19 protein-coding genes are annotated in these 18372 nt (G+C 37.1%); 7 read left to right on the forward strand and 12 right to left on the reverse strand.

The window, feature by feature from the left end:
- The first annotated feature begins 19 nt into the window (after window positions 1-19).
- Genes leuD through G580_RS0100320 form a run of 7 tightly spaced genes read left to right on the forward strand, consistent with a single transcriptional unit; the run spans window position 20 to window position 5931 of the window.
- A complete protein-coding gene (gene leuD / locus G580_RS0100290) occupies window positions 20-520 on the forward strand; it encodes a 3-isopropylmalate dehydratase small subunit (protein WP_028840543.1) in 501 nt (166 codons plus the stop codon).
- 2 nt (window positions 521-522) lie between these two features.
- Window positions 523-1305, forward strand: a complete 783-nt coding sequence (mazG, locus tag G580_RS0100295) for a nucleoside triphosphate pyrophosphohydrolase (protein ID WP_028840544.1) — start codon at window positions 523-525, stop codon at window positions 1303-1305.
- Window positions 1302-2033, forward strand: a complete 732-nt coding sequence (locus G580_RS0100300; protein WP_028840545.1) for a metal ABC transporter ATP-binding protein — start codon at window positions 1302-1304, stop codon at window positions 2031-2033. The genes mazG and G580_RS0100300 overlap by 4 nt, the downstream gene beginning before the upstream one ends.
- Before the next feature lie 2 nt (window positions 2034-2035).
- Entirely contained in the window at window positions 2036-2863 is an 828-nt protein-coding gene (locus G580_RS0100305) for a metal ABC transporter permease (RefSeq protein WP_156874752.1), read from the forward strand.
- Window positions 2864-3640 carry a TatD family hydrolase gene (locus G580_RS0100310; RefSeq protein ID WP_028840547.1) on the forward strand — a complete coding sequence of 259 codons (777 nt, stop codon included), beginning with the start codon at window positions 2864-2866 and terminating at the stop codon, window positions 3638-3640.
- Window positions 3641-3679: 39 nt separating this feature from the next.
- Window positions 3680-5482, forward strand: coding sequence for an aspartate--tRNA ligase (gene aspS / locus G580_RS0100315; RefSeq protein WP_028840548.1), 1803 nt, complete (start codon window positions 3680-3682; stop codon window positions 5480-5482).
- Window positions 5479-5931: a Mut7-C RNAse domain-containing protein gene (locus tag G580_RS0100320; RefSeq protein ID WP_028840549.1), complete on the forward strand. Its 453-nt coding sequence runs from the start codon at window positions 5479-5481 to the stop codon at window positions 5929-5931. Before aspS ends, G580_RS0100320 begins: the two co-directional genes overlap by 4 nt.
- On the opposite strand, the gene G580_RS0100325 is transcribed toward G580_RS0100320, so the two are convergent.
- The 12 genes from G580_RS0100325 to pdxA form a co-directional block, all read right to left on the reverse strand.
- Window positions 5921-6928: an electron transfer flavoprotein subunit alpha/FixB family protein gene (locus G580_RS0100325; protein WP_028840550.1), complete on the reverse strand. Its 1008-nt coding sequence runs from the start codon at window positions 6926-6928 to the stop codon at window positions 5921-5923. The two genes, G580_RS0100320 and G580_RS0100325, sit on opposite strands and share 11 nt — an antisense overlap.
- A gap of 9 nt (window positions 6929-6937) precedes the next feature.
- A complete protein-coding gene (locus G580_RS0100330) occupies window positions 6938-7732 on the reverse strand; it encodes an electron transfer flavoprotein subunit beta/FixA family protein (protein WP_038041164.1) in 795 nt (264 codons plus the stop codon).
- A gap of 14 nt (window positions 7733-7746) precedes the next feature.
- Window positions 7747-8898: an acyl-CoA dehydrogenase family protein gene (locus G580_RS0100335; protein WP_156874753.1), complete on the reverse strand. Its 1152-nt coding sequence runs from the start codon at window positions 8896-8898 to the stop codon at window positions 7747-7749.
- Window positions 8899-8991: 93 nt separating this feature from the next.
- A complete protein-coding gene (locus tag G580_RS11180) occupies window positions 8992-9390 on the reverse strand; it encodes a DUF655 domain-containing protein (protein ID WP_211211302.1) in 399 nt (132 codons plus the stop codon).
- A gap of 93 nt (window positions 9391-9483) precedes the next feature.
- Window positions 9484-9804 carry a TusE/DsrC/DsvC family sulfur relay protein gene (locus tag G580_RS0100345; RefSeq protein ID WP_028840553.1) on the reverse strand — a complete coding sequence of 107 codons (321 nt, stop codon included), beginning with the start codon at window positions 9802-9804 and terminating at the stop codon, window positions 9484-9486.
- Between the two features lie 118 nt (window positions 9805-9922).
- A complete protein-coding gene (locus G580_RS0100350; RefSeq protein ID WP_028840554.1) occupies window positions 9923-10375 on the reverse strand; it encodes an N-acetyltransferase in 453 nt (150 codons plus the stop codon).
- Between the two features lie 20 nt (window positions 10376-10395).
- Entirely contained in the window at window positions 10396-11091 is a 696-nt protein-coding gene (locus tag G580_RS0100355; protein ID WP_028840555.1) for an SPOR domain-containing protein, read from the reverse strand.
- Between the two features lie 14 nt (window positions 11092-11105).
- Entirely contained in the window at window positions 11106-12758 is a 1653-nt protein-coding gene (gene argS / locus G580_RS0100360) for an arginine--tRNA ligase (RefSeq protein WP_051172899.1), read from the reverse strand.
- Window positions 12739-12930 (reverse strand): hypothetical protein, encoded by a 192-nt coding sequence (locus G580_RS0100365; RefSeq protein WP_028840557.1) that lies wholly within the window; start codon window positions 12928-12930, stop codon window positions 12739-12741. The genes argS and G580_RS0100365 overlap by 20 nt, the downstream gene beginning before the upstream one ends.
- 9 nt (window positions 12931-12939) lie before the next feature.
- The gene (locus tag G580_RS09375; RefSeq protein WP_051172900.1) at window positions 12940-13671 is read right to left on the reverse strand and encodes an RluA family pseudouridine synthase; all 732 of its coding nucleotides are present in this window, start codon (window positions 13669-13671) and stop codon (window positions 12940-12942) included.
- Window positions 13668-17342, reverse strand: a complete 3675-nt coding sequence (locus G580_RS0100375; RefSeq protein WP_028840558.1) for an AsmA-like C-terminal domain-containing protein — start codon at window positions 17340-17342, stop codon at window positions 13668-13670. Before G580_RS0100375 ends, G580_RS09375 begins: the two co-directional genes overlap by 4 nt.
- Before the next feature lie 45 nt (window positions 17343-17387).
- Window positions 17388-18335, reverse strand: a complete 948-nt coding sequence (gene pdxA, locus G580_RS0100380) for a 4-hydroxythreonine-4-phosphate dehydrogenase PdxA (RefSeq protein WP_028840559.1) — start codon at window positions 18333-18335, stop codon at window positions 17388-17390.
- Between the last annotated feature and the right edge of the window lie 37 nt (window positions 18336-18372).

Here is an 18372-nt window from a genome sequence, read left to right on the forward strand (position 1 = left end):
TCAAAGGGAGGGTTAAATGATGAATAACATAAAAGGTAAAGCCTGGAAGTTTGGAGACAACATTGATACAGACGTTATCATACCTGCAAGATACCTTAACACCACCGATCCACAGGAACTTGCCAAGCATTGTATGGAAGATGCTGACCCAGAGTTTTCTAAAAAAGTAAAGCCTGGAGACATAATTGTAGCAGGTAAAAACTTTGGATGTGGGTCATCCAGAGAACATGCCCCCATAGCGATTAAAGCTTGTGGTATTTCTTGCGTGATAGCTGAAAGCTTTGCCAGAATTTTTTACCGTAACGCTTTTAACACCGGACTCCTTATCCTTGAATGTCCTGAAGCTTCAAAGGATATAGAAACAGGAGATGAGCTTGAGGTCTACCCAGAAGAAGGAAAAATCGTCAATCTAACCAAAAATAAAACCTATACCACCAAACCTTTACCACAGTTTATGAAAGAAATTTTAGAGGACGGAGGGTTAATCCCTCATATCATGAAAAGATTAAAACAGGGTTAAAAATGAAGGTTACCCAAGAAGAAGTAAGTTTTGAAACCTTAAGAGAGATAGTTAAAACCTTAAGAGGAGAAAACGGATGTCCCTGGGATAGGGAACAAACTCCTCAGACCTTAAAAAAATACCTTATAGAAGAAACTTATGAGTTAATAGAAGCTATAGAAAAGGAAAAAGATGAAGAGGTAAGGGAAGAGTTAGGGGACCTTCTTTTTTTGTTGATCTTTATCTTATATCTTTATGAGGAAAAAAACGCTTTTTCCTATAAGGACCTTTTTTATTATACCGCCCAGAAAATGATAAAAAGACATCCTCATGTATTTGGTGATGAGGTTGCTAAAACAGCAGAAGAGGTCCTCAAAAACTGGCAAAGGATAAAGAAAGAAGAAGGAAAAAGTTCTTCTGTTTTAGGGAACATCCCTAAAAGTTTACCAGCCCTGCAAAGGGCCTTTCGTTTAGGAGAAAGGGCAGCCAGGGTAGGGTTCGACTGGGAAAAACCTGAAGAGGTTTTGAATAAACTTAAGGAAGAGGCTGAAGAGTTAAAAGAAGCTATCCAAAAGGGGGAAAAAGAGGCCTTAAAAGAAGAAATAGGTGACCTTCTCTTTACGATAGCCAATCTCTCTCGCAAGCTAAACATCAACCCTGAAGAAGCTCTTAAGGTGGCTTTAGAAAAGTTTGAAAACCGTTTTAAACGGTTAGAAGAAGTAGTAGAAAAAAGAGGACTTTCTTGGAAGGACCTTAATTTAACCCAACTTGACCAAATCTGGGAAGAGGTAAAAACCTCTGTATGAATCAAACCATATTGAAGGTAGAACATCTTTCGTTTGCCTACGACGGAAGCTTGGTCCTTAACGACATAAACTTTGAGATAGAACAAGGGGATTTTTTAGCCATCATCGGACCTAACGGAGGGGGAAAATCCACTTTAATCAGATGTATTTTGGGGTTCCTAAAACCTATTAAAGGGAAAATCCTTTGGTGGGGGAAAGAACTAAAAAATTTCAAAGAGTGGTATAAGTTAGGATATGTCCCACAAAGAGCTGGAGATTTGATAGATTTTTTAACCCCACTTACAGTAAAAGAATTTCTATCTTTACCTGCAAAATGGTACCATAAGTCTTTAGATAAAAGTTATTTGGAAGAGGTGATCCATCTTTTAGGTCTCCAAAACCTTTTAAATCAAAAATTAGGGAAACTTTCTTATGGACAGCTCCAGAGAGCTTATATCGGGAGGTCTTTGATCTTAAAGCCAGAGGTATTGATACTTGATGAACCCTCGGTAGGCTTAGATTTTTTTTCTCAGGAAAGGTTTTATAAGTTATTAGAGAGCTTGCATCAAAAAGGGTTAACCATTCTACTAATTACCCATGAAACCTGGTTAATAACCAAATCGGTAAACAAAATAGCCTGTATCAATAAGAATCTCTTTTTCCACGGAACCCATGAAGAGTTTTGTACGGTAAGCCAACAAAAGGATTTCTATTCGGACTATCACCGGATAGAACATTCCCATTGGTAAAAATGACTGAACTTTGGTTATCCTTAGGATTGTTAAAATATGGGCTTTTAGCTGGAGTTTTTCTTGGGATTTCCTTTGCCTTTACTTCACCCTTTTTAATTTTAAAAAGAAATTCTCTTTTTCCCCATGCCCTAACCCACGTTTTATTCTTAGCTATCATCCTTATTTCTATAATCTCTGAATATTTCCCAGATATTTTTACTTACCCTCTTTTAGAATACCCTATCATGGGGCTGGTAACCAGCTTTTGCACCTCTTTGATATTTGTTTTAAAAAGAACGTTTAGACTTTATGAAGACACAGCAACTTCTATCATAACCAGTTTAGCCCTTGGTATAGCTTTAATCCTTATTACCAAAACCTCTCAATATGACACGAGACTCCTTTCCTATCTATTTGGAAGCTTATTGACCGTTACCTCTAAGGACATGTTTAACAGCCTATGGATAGCCTGTCTAACGTTGCTGGTGTTTTATAAATACTATCCTCTATGGATCACCCAGACTACAGACCATGAAATCCCCGGGGTTAACTTTAAATGGGCTAACTTTTTGTTTCTTGCCATCTTAACCCTTCAGGTGTTTATCAGTATCAAACTTATGGGAGTGCTTTTAGTTTCTTCTTTGTTTGTTTTTACCAGTGTTTTGGGGTTAAAAACAGGAAACAACGTAAAACAAACCATTTTTCTTACAGGTCTAACCAATCTTTTTAGTATCTTAGCAGGGACAATAGTGTCTCTGGTGTGGGACATTCCTTTCTCAAGTGCTGTGGTTCTTTGTATGAGTTTTTGGCTGCTAATCTTGTTTGTTCTAAAAATCTGGAGGACTTAAATGTTAGAATTTATAGACAGCCATGCTCATCTTAACCTTCCAGATTTCAAAAAAGACTTAGAAGATACCATCAACCGGGCTAAACAAAACGAGGTTATCCATTGTGTGGTGGTAGGAATTAACCCTTCCACCAATAAAAAAGCCTTAGACCTGCATCAAAAATATCCTGACTTTATTTCTCCAGCCCTGGGATTTCATCCCCACGAGGTAAAAAAGCTTTCTGAAGAAGATTACAAGGAATTAGTAAAACTTTTGCCTCAAGCAGTAGCCCTTGGTGAAATCGGACTTGACTGGGTAAAAGAGTATTCTCCTAAAGAGATGCAAATAGAACACTTTGAAAGACAACTTGAGATAGCCAAGTCTCAACAAAAACCAGTAATCCTTCATCTTAGAGGTGAAGAAAGCCTCTGGGAGACTGCGATAACCATCCTTAAAAATTTTTTACCTCTTAACTTTGTATCTCATTGTTTTACCTCTGGTCCTAAAATAGCTAAAAAAATACTTGATATAGGTGGTCATATTTCTATTCCAGGGGTGGTGACCTTTCCTAAAGCAGAAGATCTAAGGAACGCTGTAAAGTTTATCCCTTTAGAACGAATACTTATAGAAACAGACTGCCCTTACCTAACCCCTGTGCCTTTCAGAGGAAAAAGAAACGAACCAGCTTTTTTACCCTATACCGCTCAAAAAATAGCAGAAACTAAAGGACTCCCTTTAGAAGAAGTAGCAGAAAAAGTTAAAGAAAACACTATAAGATTTTTTTCTTTGGTGCTATAATATAGAAGCAATTTTTTAAATGATTAGGAGGATGGCTAAATGCGGCTTAAAAGAGAGTTTTATATAGGTGAGTTAAACAAAGATTTTATAGGAAAAGAAGTTACTGTTTCTGGTTGGGTACTTAGAAGACGAGACCATGGTGGTATCATCTTTTTAGACTTAAGAGATAGGTTTGGCCTTCTTCAGGTAGTTTTTGAAGAAGACATAGACCCAGAGGTACATAACTTAGCCGACTCTATCAGGATAGAATATGTAGTAAGTGTTAGAGGTAAGATAAGGAAAAGACCAGAAGGGATGGAAAACCCTAAGATTTCTACCGGTGACATAGAGCTCGTAGCTACAGACGTAGAAATACATAACACCTCAAAAACCCCACCCTTTCCGCTTGACGAAGACCTTTCTGAGGTCTCTGAAGCTCTCCGTTTAAAATATCGTTATTTAGAGATGAGAAGTCCTGAGGGATTAACCCCTTTTATCTTTAGACACAAGGTAAACCATTCTATAAGAGAATTCTTAAACAGTAAAGGTTTCTTAGAGATTGAAACTCCCTATCTTACTAAAAGTACCCCTGAAGGAGCAAGAGACTATCTGGTTCCAAGCCGTCTTTATCCTGGAAAGTTTTATGCCTTACCCCAATCACCTCAGCTTTTTAAACAGATTTTGATGGTAGCAGGGGTAGACCGATACTATCAGATTGTAAGATGTTTTAGGGATGAAGACCTTAGGGCAGACAGACAACCAGAGTTTACTCAGCTTGACATGGAGATGTCCTTTGTAGAAGAACAAGACGTGATGGCTATCATAGAAGAACTTATTAGTTATATCTTCGAAAAAAACCTTGGAGTCACTCTTTCAACACCCTTTCCGGTTATAACCTTTGAAAAGGCCTTAGAGGAATATGGTACAGACCGACCTGACCTAAGGTTTGACCTAAAATTACAAAACCTGTCTGAGTTGTTTAAAGAGTCCTCTTTTAAAGTCTTTCGAGGGGCTTTAGATGCAGGTGGGGTGGTAAAAGGGTTAAAAGCCCCTGCCTCTTTTTCTCGAAAAGAGTTAGAAGATTTGACTAAGTTTGCTCAAGACTTAGGAGCCAAAGGGCTTGCCTGGATTAAATACAATAAAAATGGAAAAACCTTTGAAGAGAAATGGAACTCCCCTATCGTAAAATTTTTTGAACCCTCTGTTTTAGAACGACTGGTAGAAGTCTTTAAGGTTGAAGAAGAGCAAGTTACTTTCTTTTTTGTAGCTGACTCTAAAGAAATTGCCAACTTGGTTTTAGGAGAACTAAGAAAACATATAGCAAACAAGCTTAACTTAGTACCTCAAGGGGTTTTTACCTTCACCTGGGTGGTAGATTTTCCACTTTTTGAATGGGACGCTGAAGAAAACAGACTGGTTTCTGTGCACCATCCCTTTACCCATCCTAAAGAAGAAGACCTTCCTTTTTTAGACATAGACCCCCTTAAAGTAAGGTCTAAGGCTTATGACCTGGTTTTAAACGGTATAGAAGTAGGAGGCGGTAGTATTCGTATCCATCGCAAAAACCTACAACAAAAAATCTTTCAACTTTTAAACATCTCAGAAGAAGAGGCTGAAGAAAAATTTGGATTCTTGCTTAGTGCTTTAGAGTTTGGAGCCCCTCCTCATGGTGGAATAGCCTTTGGACTTGACAGGTTAATCATGCTCATGCTTGGGAAAAAGAGTATAAGAGAAGTTATAGCCTTTCCGAAAACTCAAAGAGCCCAGTGTCTCCTTACCGGAGCACCGGCAGAGGTTAAAATAGAACAAATACTGGAACTACATCTTCTTCCTGGATGGGAAAAAAAACCTAAAACAGAATGATAAAATTTTTTTTAGAAGGAAGCCTGAAAGGTTTAGGCAAATGGCTTCTGTTTTTAGGCCATCCTGTAATTTTTTGTGAAGGCAAAATTTCAGACCAGGATATTTTAAAACACAAAGATTGTGTTTTTCTTGTTACCAGTCCTGAAACAGCCTTAAGGTTAGAAAAAGCAGGAGTAAAATTTTTACTTCTCCCCAGAGATAACCTAAAAACTCAGGTTAAACTTTGTTTAAATCGTCTTAACCTTAAACCTGAACTTAGGCTTAACCTTTGTACGTTATGCGGAGGAGAACTTATCCCTGTGAACAAAGAAGACTTTAAATCCCTTATTCCCGAAAGAGTATACCAGTTTTATGATGAATTCAACTACTGTCCTTTCTGCCATAAACTTTACTGGGAAGGAGATCACGTAAAAAGACTTCAAGAAAAGTTTCAAAAACTTATTTCTTAAGTTTTTTTATCAATAAGTCCAACACTTGAGAAGCATCTCCTATCAACGCAAGATGTGCCATCTTAACCAACGGAGCTTCTTTATCGGTGTTTACCGCCACAATAAACTCTGAGTTTTCCATGCCTACAGTATGTTGAAGTGCTCCTGAGATCCCAAACCCTATATAAACTTTAGGTCTCACAGTTACTCCACTTACACCGATCATACGGTCTTCTTCAACCCAACCTTCGTAGCAGACCGGGCGTGTAGCCCCAACCTCAGCTTTTAACATATGAGCCAGCTCAAAAAGCTTCTCAAAGTTTTCTTTAGACTTAAGCCCTCTTCCCCCAGCCACCACCACTTTAGCGGTAGAAAGCCTGTTAGGTTGCTTGACAGAGGGTTTAAACTTTCTAACCTTTATCTTACTTGCCCAATTAAATCCCTCAGGCATTGCTACTTCAAAAAACTTTGGTTCTTTTTCTCCGAAAGAAGGAGAAAAGGCACCGATAGAAAGGGTTGCCATAACAGGTGTAGTTTTTAATATAAGTTTGGCTATGATGTTTTCTCCATAAGTTGGTCTTACCATAACTATCTTTCCGTCTTCTACCTCTAAATAATTAACATGAGCACAAAGCCCTAAATTTAGTTTCCCGGCTATCCTTGGAGCCAAAGCACAACCAAGTGAGGTTGCCGGGAAAAACAACCCATAAGGAGAGGTTGTTTTGACAATCTCTATCAAAACCTCGGCATATAAATCATCTTTAAAATGAACCAACTCTTGATGACAAACCATCCAAACTTCATCAGCCACAGATTTTTTTAACACCTCTAAATCCTGGAAAGATTTAAAATTATCCATTAAACAGATAAGCACCACCTTTTTATCTAACTTTAGACCTAATTCTTTTAAAGGGGTAAGCACCTCTATAGCCGAAGGGTGTATTTTCCCGTTAAAAATTTCTCCAAAAGCTAAAAGACTTCCTTTCTCAAGTTCTTCTAAGTTCTTTTTTTCGATCATGTCTCACCTCTAAGGATGGATTATTCCTTTTTGTTCTAAAACCGAGATAAGCTTTTCTACCAGAAAAGAAGGTTCTCCTTCCACCACCTGCCCCTTGGCCTCAAATTTTTTCTCAAAAACCTCTACTACCTGAGTAGGTGACCCATTAAGACCTAACTTTTCAGGAGATAACCTCAAATCTTGAGCTGTAAAAACCAAAGGATCTTTTTCTTTTACCTCTAAAAGTCTCTTTAAAGAAGGAGGTCTTAAATAATCAAAAACCTCAGGTAAAACAGAAGCTACAACAGGAGGCTCTAACTCTAACTCTTCTTCACCATACTCTGTCTGTCTTATCAGTATCCAATTATTCCCTTCTTTTACGATGGTTTTAACATTAGTAATAGATGGTAATCCAAGTAAAGCCGCTGTTTCTGCAGGAACTTGAGAAGTCTCTCCGTCTATAGATTTAAGACCCATAACTACTAAAGAATAAGGAGATAATTTTTTGATAGCCTCAGCAAGGACATAACTTGTAGCTAAGGTATCTGCACCCGCAAAAGCCCTGTCAGACAAAAGTACCATTTCATCAGCCCCTATACCGTATACCTCTTTTAAAAAAGGTATCACATTAGGAGGCCCCATAGTAACCACAGTAATCTTAAATCCATAATTTTCTTTCAGCCTTACGGCCATTTCTACAGCCTGTCTGTCTGGAGGGTTAAGAATTAGTTCTAAACTATCTCTTTTTAGGGTATGAGTCGATGGGTCTACTTTAACTGTCCCTGGTTTAGGCACTCCTTTTATACAGAGGATTATTTTTTCCATCTCTGACCTCTCGTTTATTTATAGTGTTTAAGCAACTCTCTGGCAATCACATTTCTTTGAATTTCATTTGTCCCTTCGTAAATCTGCAGACACTTTGCGTCTCTAAAATACTTTTGAACAGGATAGTCTCTCATATAACCTAAACCACCCATCATTTGGATAGCTCTTTCAGTAACCCACATAGCCACATCTGTAGCAAAACATTTTACCATAGAAGAGGCCCCGGAAAAATCTTTAGCCCCCCGATCTATAAACCGGGCTACGGTATAAAGTAAACTCCTTGAGGCCTCGATTTTCATCGCCATGTCAGCAAAGGTATGGCTTACTGCTTGAAACTGATAAACAGGTTGTCCAAATTGAATCCTTGAGGAAGCGTGTTTTAAAGAAACCTCCATCGCTGCCTGAGCTATGCCTACAGCCTGTGCTCCTGCACCACATCTGGCATAATCTAAGGTTTTTAAAGCCACGATAAATCCCATACCTTCTTTAGCGATAAGTCTTGACTTAGGAATCACACAATCATTAAAAAAAAGCTCAGTAGTAACCGAAGTTCTTAACCCTAACTTCTTTTCCTTTTTTCCTACCGAAAAACCAGGGTCTCCCTTTTCTACGATAAAGGCACTGGCACCTCGAGCACCTTTAGAAGGGTCTGTAAGGGCTATAACCACATAAATATCCGCTATCCCTCCGTTAGTAATCCATTGTTTTACCCCATTTAATACATAGTAGTCTCCTTCTTTTTTAGCTGTGGTTTTGATCCCAAAGGCATCACTTCCTGCCTGAGGTTCTGTCAAAGCAAAAGCACAAAGGCTCTCTCCTTTAGCGATACGAGGTAGATAATGAGCCTTTTGTTCTTGATTGCCAAAAAAAATGATAGGATAAGCACCAAGAAAAGAGGCAGCATAAGTAGTAGAAACACCTGCACAATAGTAAGAAAGATGTTCCACCGCAAGACACATCTCCAAACTACCCCAACCCAAGCCTCCATATTCTTGAGGGACGATTATTCCAAAAAAATCAGCTTGGGCTAAGGCCTTTATAGGTCTTTCATCATAAACCTCTTTTTCATCCCATTCCAAGGCATAGGGCTTTATATACTCTTCTCCAATCCTTTTGATAAGATCAACCAACAATTTCTGAGTTTCATTTAGCCCGTAATCAATCATAAAAGCACTCCTTCAAAACTCAAAATTTTCTCTATTTTACTAAAAATTCTATGTTAAGCAAGATAAAAACACGAAAACTATGAAAAATAGAGGTTATGGGTTTAAAGGCCTTAACGTGTTTCTATATTTTGAAGGAACAGTCTGAGGAAACTGAGTATAATGAACTTTACCTTTTTCGTCTACGTAGTAATAAATTGGGGTGTTTACTTCTGGATTAGAGGAAAGATTTTTATTTTTTGAAGATGATTTTTTTTCTTGTTTAGCCTTTTCTCCTTCTTCTAAAGTAAGATAAGGTTTTAACGATTGTAATTTTTTCAGACCTATCCCTTTTACCTTTTCTAAATCCTCCAAGGATTTAAAAGGCCCGTTTTTCTCACGATAGTCTACGATAGCTTGGGCTGTTTTTTTACCAATCCCAGGAAGTTTTTCTAAATCCTCTACTGTAGCCTGATTTATGTCTAATTTCTTAGCAAAAACTAAAGAAATACTCAATAAGACACTCAAAAGAAAAACAACAATACATGAATAAAAGAAAAGAAAGGGGCGAGAAAGCCCACCCCTTTTATGAAAAGACATTTTTATGCTTTACACACACCCTGTAGGTTTAGGTAATCCAGCCATCTTACAAGCACCTTTTCCAGGACCAGAGGGGAACAACTCATAGATCTTCTTTAATGGATATCCGGTAACCTTGGATAAAATTCTAACCATAGGAGCAACACCGTTCTTCTTGTAGTAATCCTGAAGAACGTTAATCACCTTCCAGTGTTCATCAGTTAACTCCTGAATCCCTTCTAATTCTTTAACATACTCAACCCATTCTTTACACCAAGCATCAAGACCACCTGCTAAGAATCCATCTTCGTCTACTTCAAAAACCTTCCCTTTGTACTCAACTGTTGGCATACCTAACACCTCCTTTTATTTTTTAATTAAACCTTTTTTCAAAAAAAATATTCTAAACCTTAAAACTTATTTTTAAAACTTATTTTTATCTATTTTTACAAAAAAGTCAAGGGTAATTTTAAAAAATTTCTTTAATCATCGGCACTTCATCACAATCAGGAAATTTGGGACATCTTACACAGTCTGACCAAACCTTGTAAGGCAACTCAGACTTATTAATTCTTACAAACCCTACCTTTTCAAAAAAACCAGGCACCCTGGTCAACACAAAAACCCTTGGTATTTCAAGTTCTTTTGCCTCCTGCAAACAAGCCTTTACCAAAGCTAATCCAATACCCTTATTCTGATATTCCTCACTTACCACCAAAGACCTTATCTCTGCTAAATCTTCCCAGCAAATCTGCAAGGCACAAGCGGCAACCACTAAATCTTTATCCTGACAAACAAAAAAGTCCCTTACATGTTCATACAATTCAGATAAAGGCCGAGGAATGACGTCTCCAGTTTTAGAAAAATGTAAAATTAGTTTATAAACATACTTTACATCCGAAAGTTTAGCCTTTCTTATCATTATTAAAAAACCTTATAAAATTACTTCAATTCTACAGCAAAAGGTTTACCCACTCCAAGGTCAGAGGCTACCTTAGTAGCTGCTTTTTCTGCCTCGTCTCTGGAGGCATATCTACCTACATAAACCTTATAAAAGGTTTTTCCCTCAGAAGGAACAGCTTTTACCGTAACCTTATAACCTTTCTTTTCAGCTAAGGTTCTCAACTTTTCAGCAGACTCCTTTTGAGAAAAGGCACCCACCTGAAGTACAAAAGAACCTTGTTTTATCTGATTAGAAATTTTCGCTACCTCTTTAGTTTTAGAAGTAGATGTTTTTTCTTTGGAAGGTTCTTTTACTTCAGATACCTTAGGTTTAGCCTGCTTTTTTTCTTTTTCTGTTACTTGAGTTTCTGCTTTTGGTTCAGGTTTAGAAGGTGGAACAAAGGCTTGAGAGGAAGCATTTTTTTGAAGATCTACAGGTTTTTCTGCCGTTGCGTTTAAACCAGAAGAAGGTGGAGGTGTCACACTTTCATTACTTGTAAGAGAAGGAGGAGGTGGTGGGGGGAGCTCTTCTTTAGAGGTAGACTCTGCGGCTATCTTCTCCTGTTCTTTAGAACCTAATTTACTTCCTACCCAAACTCCTCCAATAAAACTCCAAACCAACAAACACAAACCAAAAAGTATAATAAAAACTAAAGCAATCCTACTTACCTCTATTTTTACCTTCTTTCCCTCCATAAAAAACCTCCTTTTTACATTTTTTCTGGGGAGTTAACCCCTAAAAGGTTTAGGCCATTTTTTAAAACTATCTTACACCCTAAACATAATCCAAGTCTGGCTAAAGTTAACGGTATATCTTCTGAAAGTACCCGATGTTTGGTGTAAAACTCATGAAATTGTTTGGCAAGGTCTAACAGATAATAAGTAAGTTTATAAGGGGCATAAAACTTGCCTGCTGATTCTATCACCTCTTTAAATTCTTCTATCTTTTTGGCAAGAGCAATTTCCTCCTCTGAAGAAAGAAGACTAAAATCCACCTCTCTCCAGTTTATTTGTCCTAAACCCTGCTCTTTTGCTTTCTCAAAAATGCTACAAATCCTTGCGTGAGCATACTGCACATAGTAAACAGGGTTTTCTTGAGACTGCTTTTTGGCTAAATCTATGTCAAAATCTAAAGGTGAGTCAGAAGACCTGGATAGAAAGATATACCTGGTAGCATCTACCCCCACTTCATCTAAAAGTTCTTTTAACTCTACAAATTCCCCTTGTCTGGTCGACATACTTTTAAGTTCCCCACCTTCTATCAGGTTAACCATCTGTATAAGTATTACTTCTAAATTTTCTGAGTTTAACCCTAAAGCCTTGAGAGCCCCTTTTAACCGTTTTACATATCCATGGTGATCTGCTCCCCAAAGGTTAATCGCAAGGTCAAATCCACGGTCTACAAACTTTTCATGATGATAGGCAATGTCTCCTGCAAAATAGGTATATTCTCCGTTAGAACGGATAAGCACTCGGTCTTTTTCATCTCCAAAATCAGAAGACCTAAACCATAAAGCACCTTCTTTTTCATAAACTAAACCTTTTTGTTTTAAAAGGTTTATCAAAGCATCTACTTTGCCTTTTTCATAGAGGCTTTTTTCTGAATACCAACTATCATAAACTACCCTGAACCTTTCAAGGTCTGATTTTATATCTTCAAGGATGGTTTTTATCGCTATCTCTCTGCAGATGGCTATGGCCTCTTTTCTTTCTAATTCTAAAAGGTTAGGATGGTCTGCCAAAATCTTTTTAGCTATGTCGTAGATGTACTCTCCTTTATAAAAATCTTCTGGAAAGTCAATCTTTTCTCCATTTAATTCCTTAGCCCTGAGATAAACAGACTCTCCTAAAATATCCATTTGAGTACCTTTGTCGTTTATGTAATACTCTCTGGTAACAGAATAACCGGTGAACTCTAACACCCTTGCTAAAGAATCTCCATAGGCTGCACCTCTTCCATGTCCGATATGAAGAGGCCCGGTAGGATTGGCTGAAACAAACTCAACCAAAACCTTTTTCCCTTTACCTAAGTTTATCTGACCATAGTTGTCTTTCTCTTCTATGGCTTTAAGTAAGTTTTCAAGATAATACCGAGTAGATACCCAAAAATTGATAAACCCCGGGTTAACAAACTCTACCTTTTCAAAAAGACTTCTTTCTTTAGTAAGTTCTTGAACCAGCTTTTCAGCTATTTCTAAAGGAGGTAGGTCTAAGGATTTTTTTAATACAAAGGCTATGTTGGTAGCATAGTCCCCAAAAAATCCTTTTCTTGGGGTCTCTATTTCAAACTGAGGTAAAGGTATCTCGCCAAAAACAGTCCTAACAGCCTTTTCTACTGCCTCTTTAATCCTCTGTTTTATCAACCTTCGTCTCCTTTCTTAAATTTTTTAAAAGGGTTAGGTCAGGGGAATAGTCAGGACACTTCAAGGGTTGGGTATTGTCAAAAGAAAACTTTTTGGCACAAAACTCCCTCCAAGCACAGGTAGCACATAAAACAGGAAGTTCTGAATTTGATCTTTCTTTTTCTTTCTCCAAAGTTTACTCCTAGTAAATTTTTTTTAAATCTTGAAACTTTTTATTAAGAAACTCCAAGTTTAAGGTTTTGTCAAGATTGGAAAACGAAAAATATGGAGGTAACGGAGCCAAGACTTCAACAGGTTCTTTTTCCAGAGGATGGGGAAAACATAAAAAACAAGCATGCAAAAGAATAGCTTTACCTTGGTTGACCAATCTTTTAGATCCATACCTAACATCCCCTATCACAGGGAAACCAAGACTACTTAAGACTGCTCTAAGTTGATGTTTCCTTCCTGTAATCGGAAAAAGCAAGACTAACGATCTATTTTTTACAACCCGTAACGTTTCATAATAGGTTAGACTTTCTTTTGTGCCTTCATTAGGTTCCCAAAAAACCAGAGCTTTTTGAGATTTTTGGTCCCATCTAAGATAAGCCCTGATCAAATGTTGCCCTTTTAAAGTTCCTTCTACCTCTGCGAGATAAAGTTTACCCACCTCTTTCTGTTTAAAACTTTCGGTAAGTCTTTTAGCTGCTTTTGTCCGCTTGGCAAAAACTAACGCTCCAGAAACAGGTCTATCCAAACGATGAACCACCGCTAAAAAGACGTTTCCTGGTTTATTATCTCTTTTTTTTAAATAATCTTTTAAAAAATTTAACAAAGATACCTCTAAATCCTTTGCTCCCTGAACCACCATTCCAGCAGGTTTATTTACCACCAAAAGGCTTTTATCTTCAAAAAGGATAAAATCTTCTTTCATGGAGTTCGATTTATGTTCTCTCTTTCTTTTAAAAGTTCTTCTTTCTTCTCTTTTATCTCCGACGCCTTTGGAGAAGTCTTTTGATAAAACTCTTCAGAAATCCCAAACAACCTAAAGATAAAGGTAAAAACCCCTTTTCCTAAACTACTGGGATGTAAAGGGATGATGTTATAATTATCGTATGTCCCTACCACCTGTAAAGGTAGGTAAACCAACATCCTCGGTTTCCCAAGGACCCATTCCCCTAACCCTGGAACCTTTTCTATGATCACGTCTATCGTTTTAAAAGGAGAGGCATAAAAAGTAAGGTTTAGCTCCTTAGTTTTCAGGTTGATCGGTCCCTCGCCAAACAATCTAAAACCTGAGGCTGAAAGAAAGGCCTCGTCTATGACTAAAGTAGTATCGGTAAAACGAGAGTTAAAAAGTAATTCTTCGTAGGGTAATAACTGACTTTCTAAATTAGGGATTTTTCCCCTAAAAAGGTCTATCGGACTTAAAAAACCCAAAAGATGAGCTATAAGAGGAGCACGATAAACATATCCCTTTTTAGATTTAAGTATCAACTCTCCTCTGCTATTCGTAATCCAATCTTTATTAGTTCCTTCAAAAAAGGCATATCCTCTTACCTTATAAGGACCTTCTAAGATTACGGTAGGCATCTCTTCTGGATACAGACAGGAAAAAAGGTCTAACAGATCTCCTTCTGAAGGTAAAAGTTCTACAAAAACTTGATGGTTCTCTTCTGAAAGGGAATAGATAAAATCTAATCCTAATCCGCAAAAATTAGCCTTGGTAAGGTTGGCCCATAAAAGTTTCGCTTTAGTGTTTAAACTTAAATCTAAAATAAAGTTTTCTACCTTATGGGAGGTAGGAAGAATAAGGTCGTTTGCGTTCACCTTTAACTCTGCTATTAGAGGAATTCCCTGAAAATACTCCCAGATTTCTTTTTTCACCTTTTTATCAGAGGTTTCTTGGGTCGATTCTAAAACTAAAAACTTTTTTAAATCTATTTTTTGAGAACTTAAATCCCCTGTAACCAAAACATATTTTTGGTTGGTATCCACCTTTAAGTCAGCTAATAAGGTAGAGTTATTCCATTCAAACTTAAACTTTCCATAAATCGTATGGTTCTTGGCAATCTTTCCTTCACCCTCAATCGCTACTCCATCTTTAACCTTAACTCCTTGAAGTGTAAGCCAACCTTCTTCAAGAAAAAGGTTTTTGTTTAAGTAGTCGTTTGCCAAAGACACTAAGATATTTTTTTCCTTTTTAAACTTTAGGTGCAAATTGCTTTCTACTAAACCTTCTAATGGATAAGGCAATTTATCAAATATTGTTCCTAACTCTTCCAAATGGGTTTTACCTTGCAGGGTTAAATCTATTTGATTTTGGGTTAACCTTAATCCAACCCTCTGCTGACTTTCTTTTCCGTTAAAACCCCACAAAATCGATGTTTGGTCTTTAGTTTGGTCTAAAGTTATAGAAATTTCTTTATCTGAAATCTTAAAGGTTCCTCGGGATTGAACCTGTCCGTCTCTATAAGACAAAGATAGGTTTTCTATGTTTATCGGAGATTTTAACAGAAAAGAAGCCTCTTTGAGCCCTAAAACCTTCTCAATCTTATCCTTTAGACTTTCTTTCACCTCTCCTTTTAGTTCTATGAAAATCTCTTGGTCAAAAACCCTACCCTTACCTACAAAATTAGAATCTTCTATTTCAAAAGCAGCTTCTCCAAAAGAAAGCCCCCCCTCACGCCAAACTAAAGGTAAACTTTCTGAATAACCAGAAAACCTTTCTCCTTTTACCTCTTCACTTACCCTAAGATTTACTGCTTTTCCCTTTAAAAAGAGATTGCCTAAAATAGCCTGTTTTAGGTTTACTTGCTCTTGGGCTAACTGTTTTAAATTCCCTCGAAATTCCCCTTCTTCTATCTCTAAATTTTCAAATTTAAGGCCCTTTTCTTTAAAAAACACAGCTACCTCTTTTACCTTATCCTTCAAAAACTCTAAAAACTCAGGTTTTATGGTCATCCCCCAAACTTTAACCCCAAAGTCTAAAGAGGATAAATCTAACTCAAATCCTCCATCTTTTATCGTCAATTCTTTATTAAAAACATTTAGATTAGAAAGATTTAGTTTGTCTTTGTAGTAAAAAATTTTAGCTGTTTTTAAACGCAAAGATTTGGTATAAAAAGGCACGACTAAAGAGGCATCTTCTGAAGCTATGTCGAAGGAGAGTTTAAAAGCATCTAAAGGACCTATTAGGTCTATCTTAGAAACGATGGAACCCTCTGTCTTAAACTCTTTTATTTTTTCTCGGTAAGGCTTAAACATGTCAAAGTTTGCTACAAGCTCTTGGATCTTTTCTGCCCTACCTGAGATGGTTCCTTCTAACCAGAGCTCAGGCTGTCTTTTTGAAAGGTCTAAGCCGAAACTTTTTACCGTCCCCAAGACAGAACCTTCTACTGCCAACGTTCCGTTAAAGATAAGCCTTCCTTCTGAGAAAACCACCTCCCCTGTGACTTGTTCTAAATTTAAAGGAAGAAAACCAAGGATTATCTTACCTTCTTTTAAACGACCTTTTGCTTTTATCCTTTTATAGTCGATAAGTTCTTGCAAATCCTTTCCAGAAAAAACAACCTCTATATCTTCCAAACTTCCGTTACCGATATAATCAAAGACCTCTTTTACCTCCTTCTGTTTTTCAAAAAGAAGGAGTCCTACTTTTTTTATCTCAGCCAAATCAAGTTTCTTAACCTTAAGGCTTGCTTCTAAACCCTCTTTTTTCTTTACGAACTCTCCCTGAGCCTCTAAAAAGGGATTTCTCAAAACTACTTTTTTAAGGGTTAACCTAAGGTCATCTTTTTTAGAACTAAGAACCCCGGTAATCACACCCCCTAAAAACCTTTCTTGAGAGAATTGTTTAAAAACCAGTTGGGGGTTTAACAGTTGAAAAGAAAGATAAAAGGTTTCTTTTTCTAAACTCAGCTCAACCATCAAATCAGAAGTAAGACGCCCTATAAACGGTTCTCCACCCTTAATAAAATTGGTAAAATCAAAATTCTTAGCCTCAATTGAAGTTTCTAAGAAAAGGGTTGCAAGATTTAACCTTCCTTTTATCTCAGCTTCTTTAAACTGAGGACTTTTAAGAGATTTTAACTCCCATAAGGTTTGATGTCGATCTATTTTCAAAAAAAGGTCTGTGTTATCAAAAATCAACCATCCTATAGAGGTTCCATACTCTATGGTTGCCTCTTCAACTTTCAGGTTAAAAGGAGCCATGTTTTTTAATCGGTCTTTTAACTGATACAAGTTGAAAGGTTCTGGTGACCAGTAAGACTTTAATTTAAGTTTTTTTACCTGAAGGCTTTCGGGAAAAAGTTTAAACCTAAAAATTTTTGATAGAGATAAAAAAGCAGTAGCTTCAGGAGCCTTCAATTCATAATATCTATTTTTAAACGTAAAATCTTCAATCCTTACCTTTCCTTCAAAAAGCTCTATCTTTATTTCTTTGTAGTTTATATCTATCTTCTGGGTATTTTTTAAAAAGTTGATCAGAGGTCCTTTAATCCAGGGACGATTAAGAAAAAAATCTATGTTCACTACACATAAAAATAACAAAGAAAAGACAAAAACAAGCAAAAGAAAGGTAAAACGAATTTTTTTCACCATTGTTTATGGATTTTAACCCTAAAAGGTCAAAAAATCAAGAAAAGTTTAGACTTGGGTAAGTTTATAAGCTAAGTGTATTGCCTGAATAAAACTTGATGGGTTAGCAACACCTTTTGTTGCTATATCATAAGCTGTGCCATGACAAGGAGAAGTTCTTATTACTGGAAGTCCTAAGGTTATATTGACTCCGTCTTCAAAATGTATAAGTTTAAAAGGAGCAAGTCCTTGATCGTGATACATAGCAACTACCAAATCATAACGTCCCTGATAAGCCCAGAAAAAAATACTATCTGCAGGATAAGGGCCATATACCGGAAGACCCGCCTTTTGACAAAGGTTTATGGCCTCTTTTAAAACGGTCTCCTCCTCTTTACCTATAAGGCCTCCTTCTCCTGCATGGGGGTTAACCCCACAAAGGGCGATTTTTGGATTTAATACTTTAAGTTTTATTAAAAATTCAAAGGAAAGCTTAGCTGTAGCAAAAACTTTGTCTGCGGTTATCTTTTCTGGGACCTCTTTTAGAGGAATATGTGTAGTAACCAGCGATACTTTTAATCTTTCTCCATAAAAACTCATCACAAAATCTTTAACCCCAAGCTCTTGAGCCAGCCATTCTGTATGTCCCTTATATTTAATACCAACCTTTTCTAAACCTTCTTTACTTATAGGTCCGGTAACCATCGCCTTTATTTTCCCTTTTTTAGCAAGGTCTATGGCTTTTTGTACAAAAAGTCCCATTGCCTGGAATCCTTCAACCGAGGGTTCCCCGGGCTTTACCTCTATTTCGGTAAGAGATAGAATTTCTACCTCAAGAGGGATTTTAATCCCTAACCATTTAGCCCTTTGTTCTAAAACCCGAGCGTCTCCGATAACCAAAAGAGAGGATAAAACCTCAGGAAATTTCTCTTGAAAATGTTGAAGTGATTTAAGGATTACTTCTGTACCTATCCCTGCAGGACACCCTAAGGTAATACCTATTTTATTTTCTATCAAAAGAGACCTCCTTGGGAAAGGAGGCTAAAAAACCCCC

It is taken from the genome of Thermodesulfobacterium hveragerdense DSM 12571, assembly GCF_000423845.1.
GTDB classification, from domain to species: Bacteria; Desulfobacterota; Thermodesulfobacteria; order Thermodesulfobacteriales; family Thermodesulfobacteriaceae; genus Thermodesulfobacterium; species Thermodesulfobacterium hveragerdense.

Excerpts from the sequence above, each read along its gene's own strand:
- leuD (WP_028840543.1), top strand. The coding sequence starts at position 20 with ATGAATAACATAAAAGGTAAAGCCTGGAAGTTTGGAGACAACATTGAT.
- mazG (WP_028840544.1), top strand. The coding sequence starts at position 523 with ATGAAGGTTACCCAAGAAGAAGTAAGTTTTGAAACCTTAAGAGAGATA.
- G580_RS0100300 (WP_028840545.1), top strand. The coding sequence starts at position 1,302 with ATGAATCAAACCATATTGAAGGTAGAACATCTTTCGTTTGCCTACGAC.
- G580_RS0100305 (WP_156874752.1), top strand. The coding sequence starts at position 2,036 with ATGACTGAACTTTGGTTATCCTTAGGATTGTTAAAATATGGGCTTTTA.
- G580_RS0100310 (WP_028840547.1), top strand. The coding sequence starts at position 2,864 with ATGTTAGAATTTATAGACAGCCATGCTCATCTTAACCTTCCAGATTTC.
- aspS (WP_028840548.1), top strand. The coding sequence starts at position 3,680 with ATGCGGCTTAAAAGAGAGTTTTATATAGGTGAGTTAAACAAAGATTTT.
- G580_RS0100320 (WP_028840549.1), top strand. The coding sequence starts at position 5,479 with ATGATAAAATTTTTTTTAGAAGGAAGCCTGAAAGGTTTAGGCAAATGG.
- G580_RS0100325 (WP_028840550.1), bottom strand. The coding sequence starts at position 6,928 with ATGATCGAAAAAAAGAACTTAGAAGAACTTGAGAAAGGAAGTCTTTTA.
- G580_RS0100330 (WP_038041164.1), bottom strand. The coding sequence starts at position 7,732 with ATGGAAAAAATAATCCTCTGTATAAAAGGAGTGCCTAAACCAGGGACA.
- G580_RS0100335 (WP_156874753.1), bottom strand. The coding sequence starts at position 8,898 with ATGATTGATTACGGGCTAAATGAAACTCAGAAATTGTTGGTTGATCTT.
- G580_RS0100345 (WP_028840553.1), bottom strand. The coding sequence starts at position 9,804 with ATGCCAACAGTTGAGTACAAAGGGAAGGTTTTTGAAGTAGACGAAGAT.
- G580_RS0100350 (WP_028840554.1), bottom strand. The coding sequence starts at position 10,375 with ATGATAAGAAAGGCTAAACTTTCGGATGTAAAGTATGTTTATAAACTA.
- G580_RS0100355 (WP_028840555.1), bottom strand. The coding sequence starts at position 11,091 with ATGGAGGGAAAGAAGGTAAAAATAGAGGTAAGTAGGATTGCTTTAGTT.
- G580_RS09375 (WP_051172900.1), bottom strand. The coding sequence starts at position 13,671 with ATGAAAGAAGATTTTATCCTTTTTGAAGATAAAAGCCTTTTGGTGGTA.
- G580_RS0100375 (WP_028840558.1), bottom strand. The coding sequence starts at position 17,342 with ATGGTGAAAAAAATTCGTTTTACCTTTCTTTTGCTTGTTTTTGTCTTT.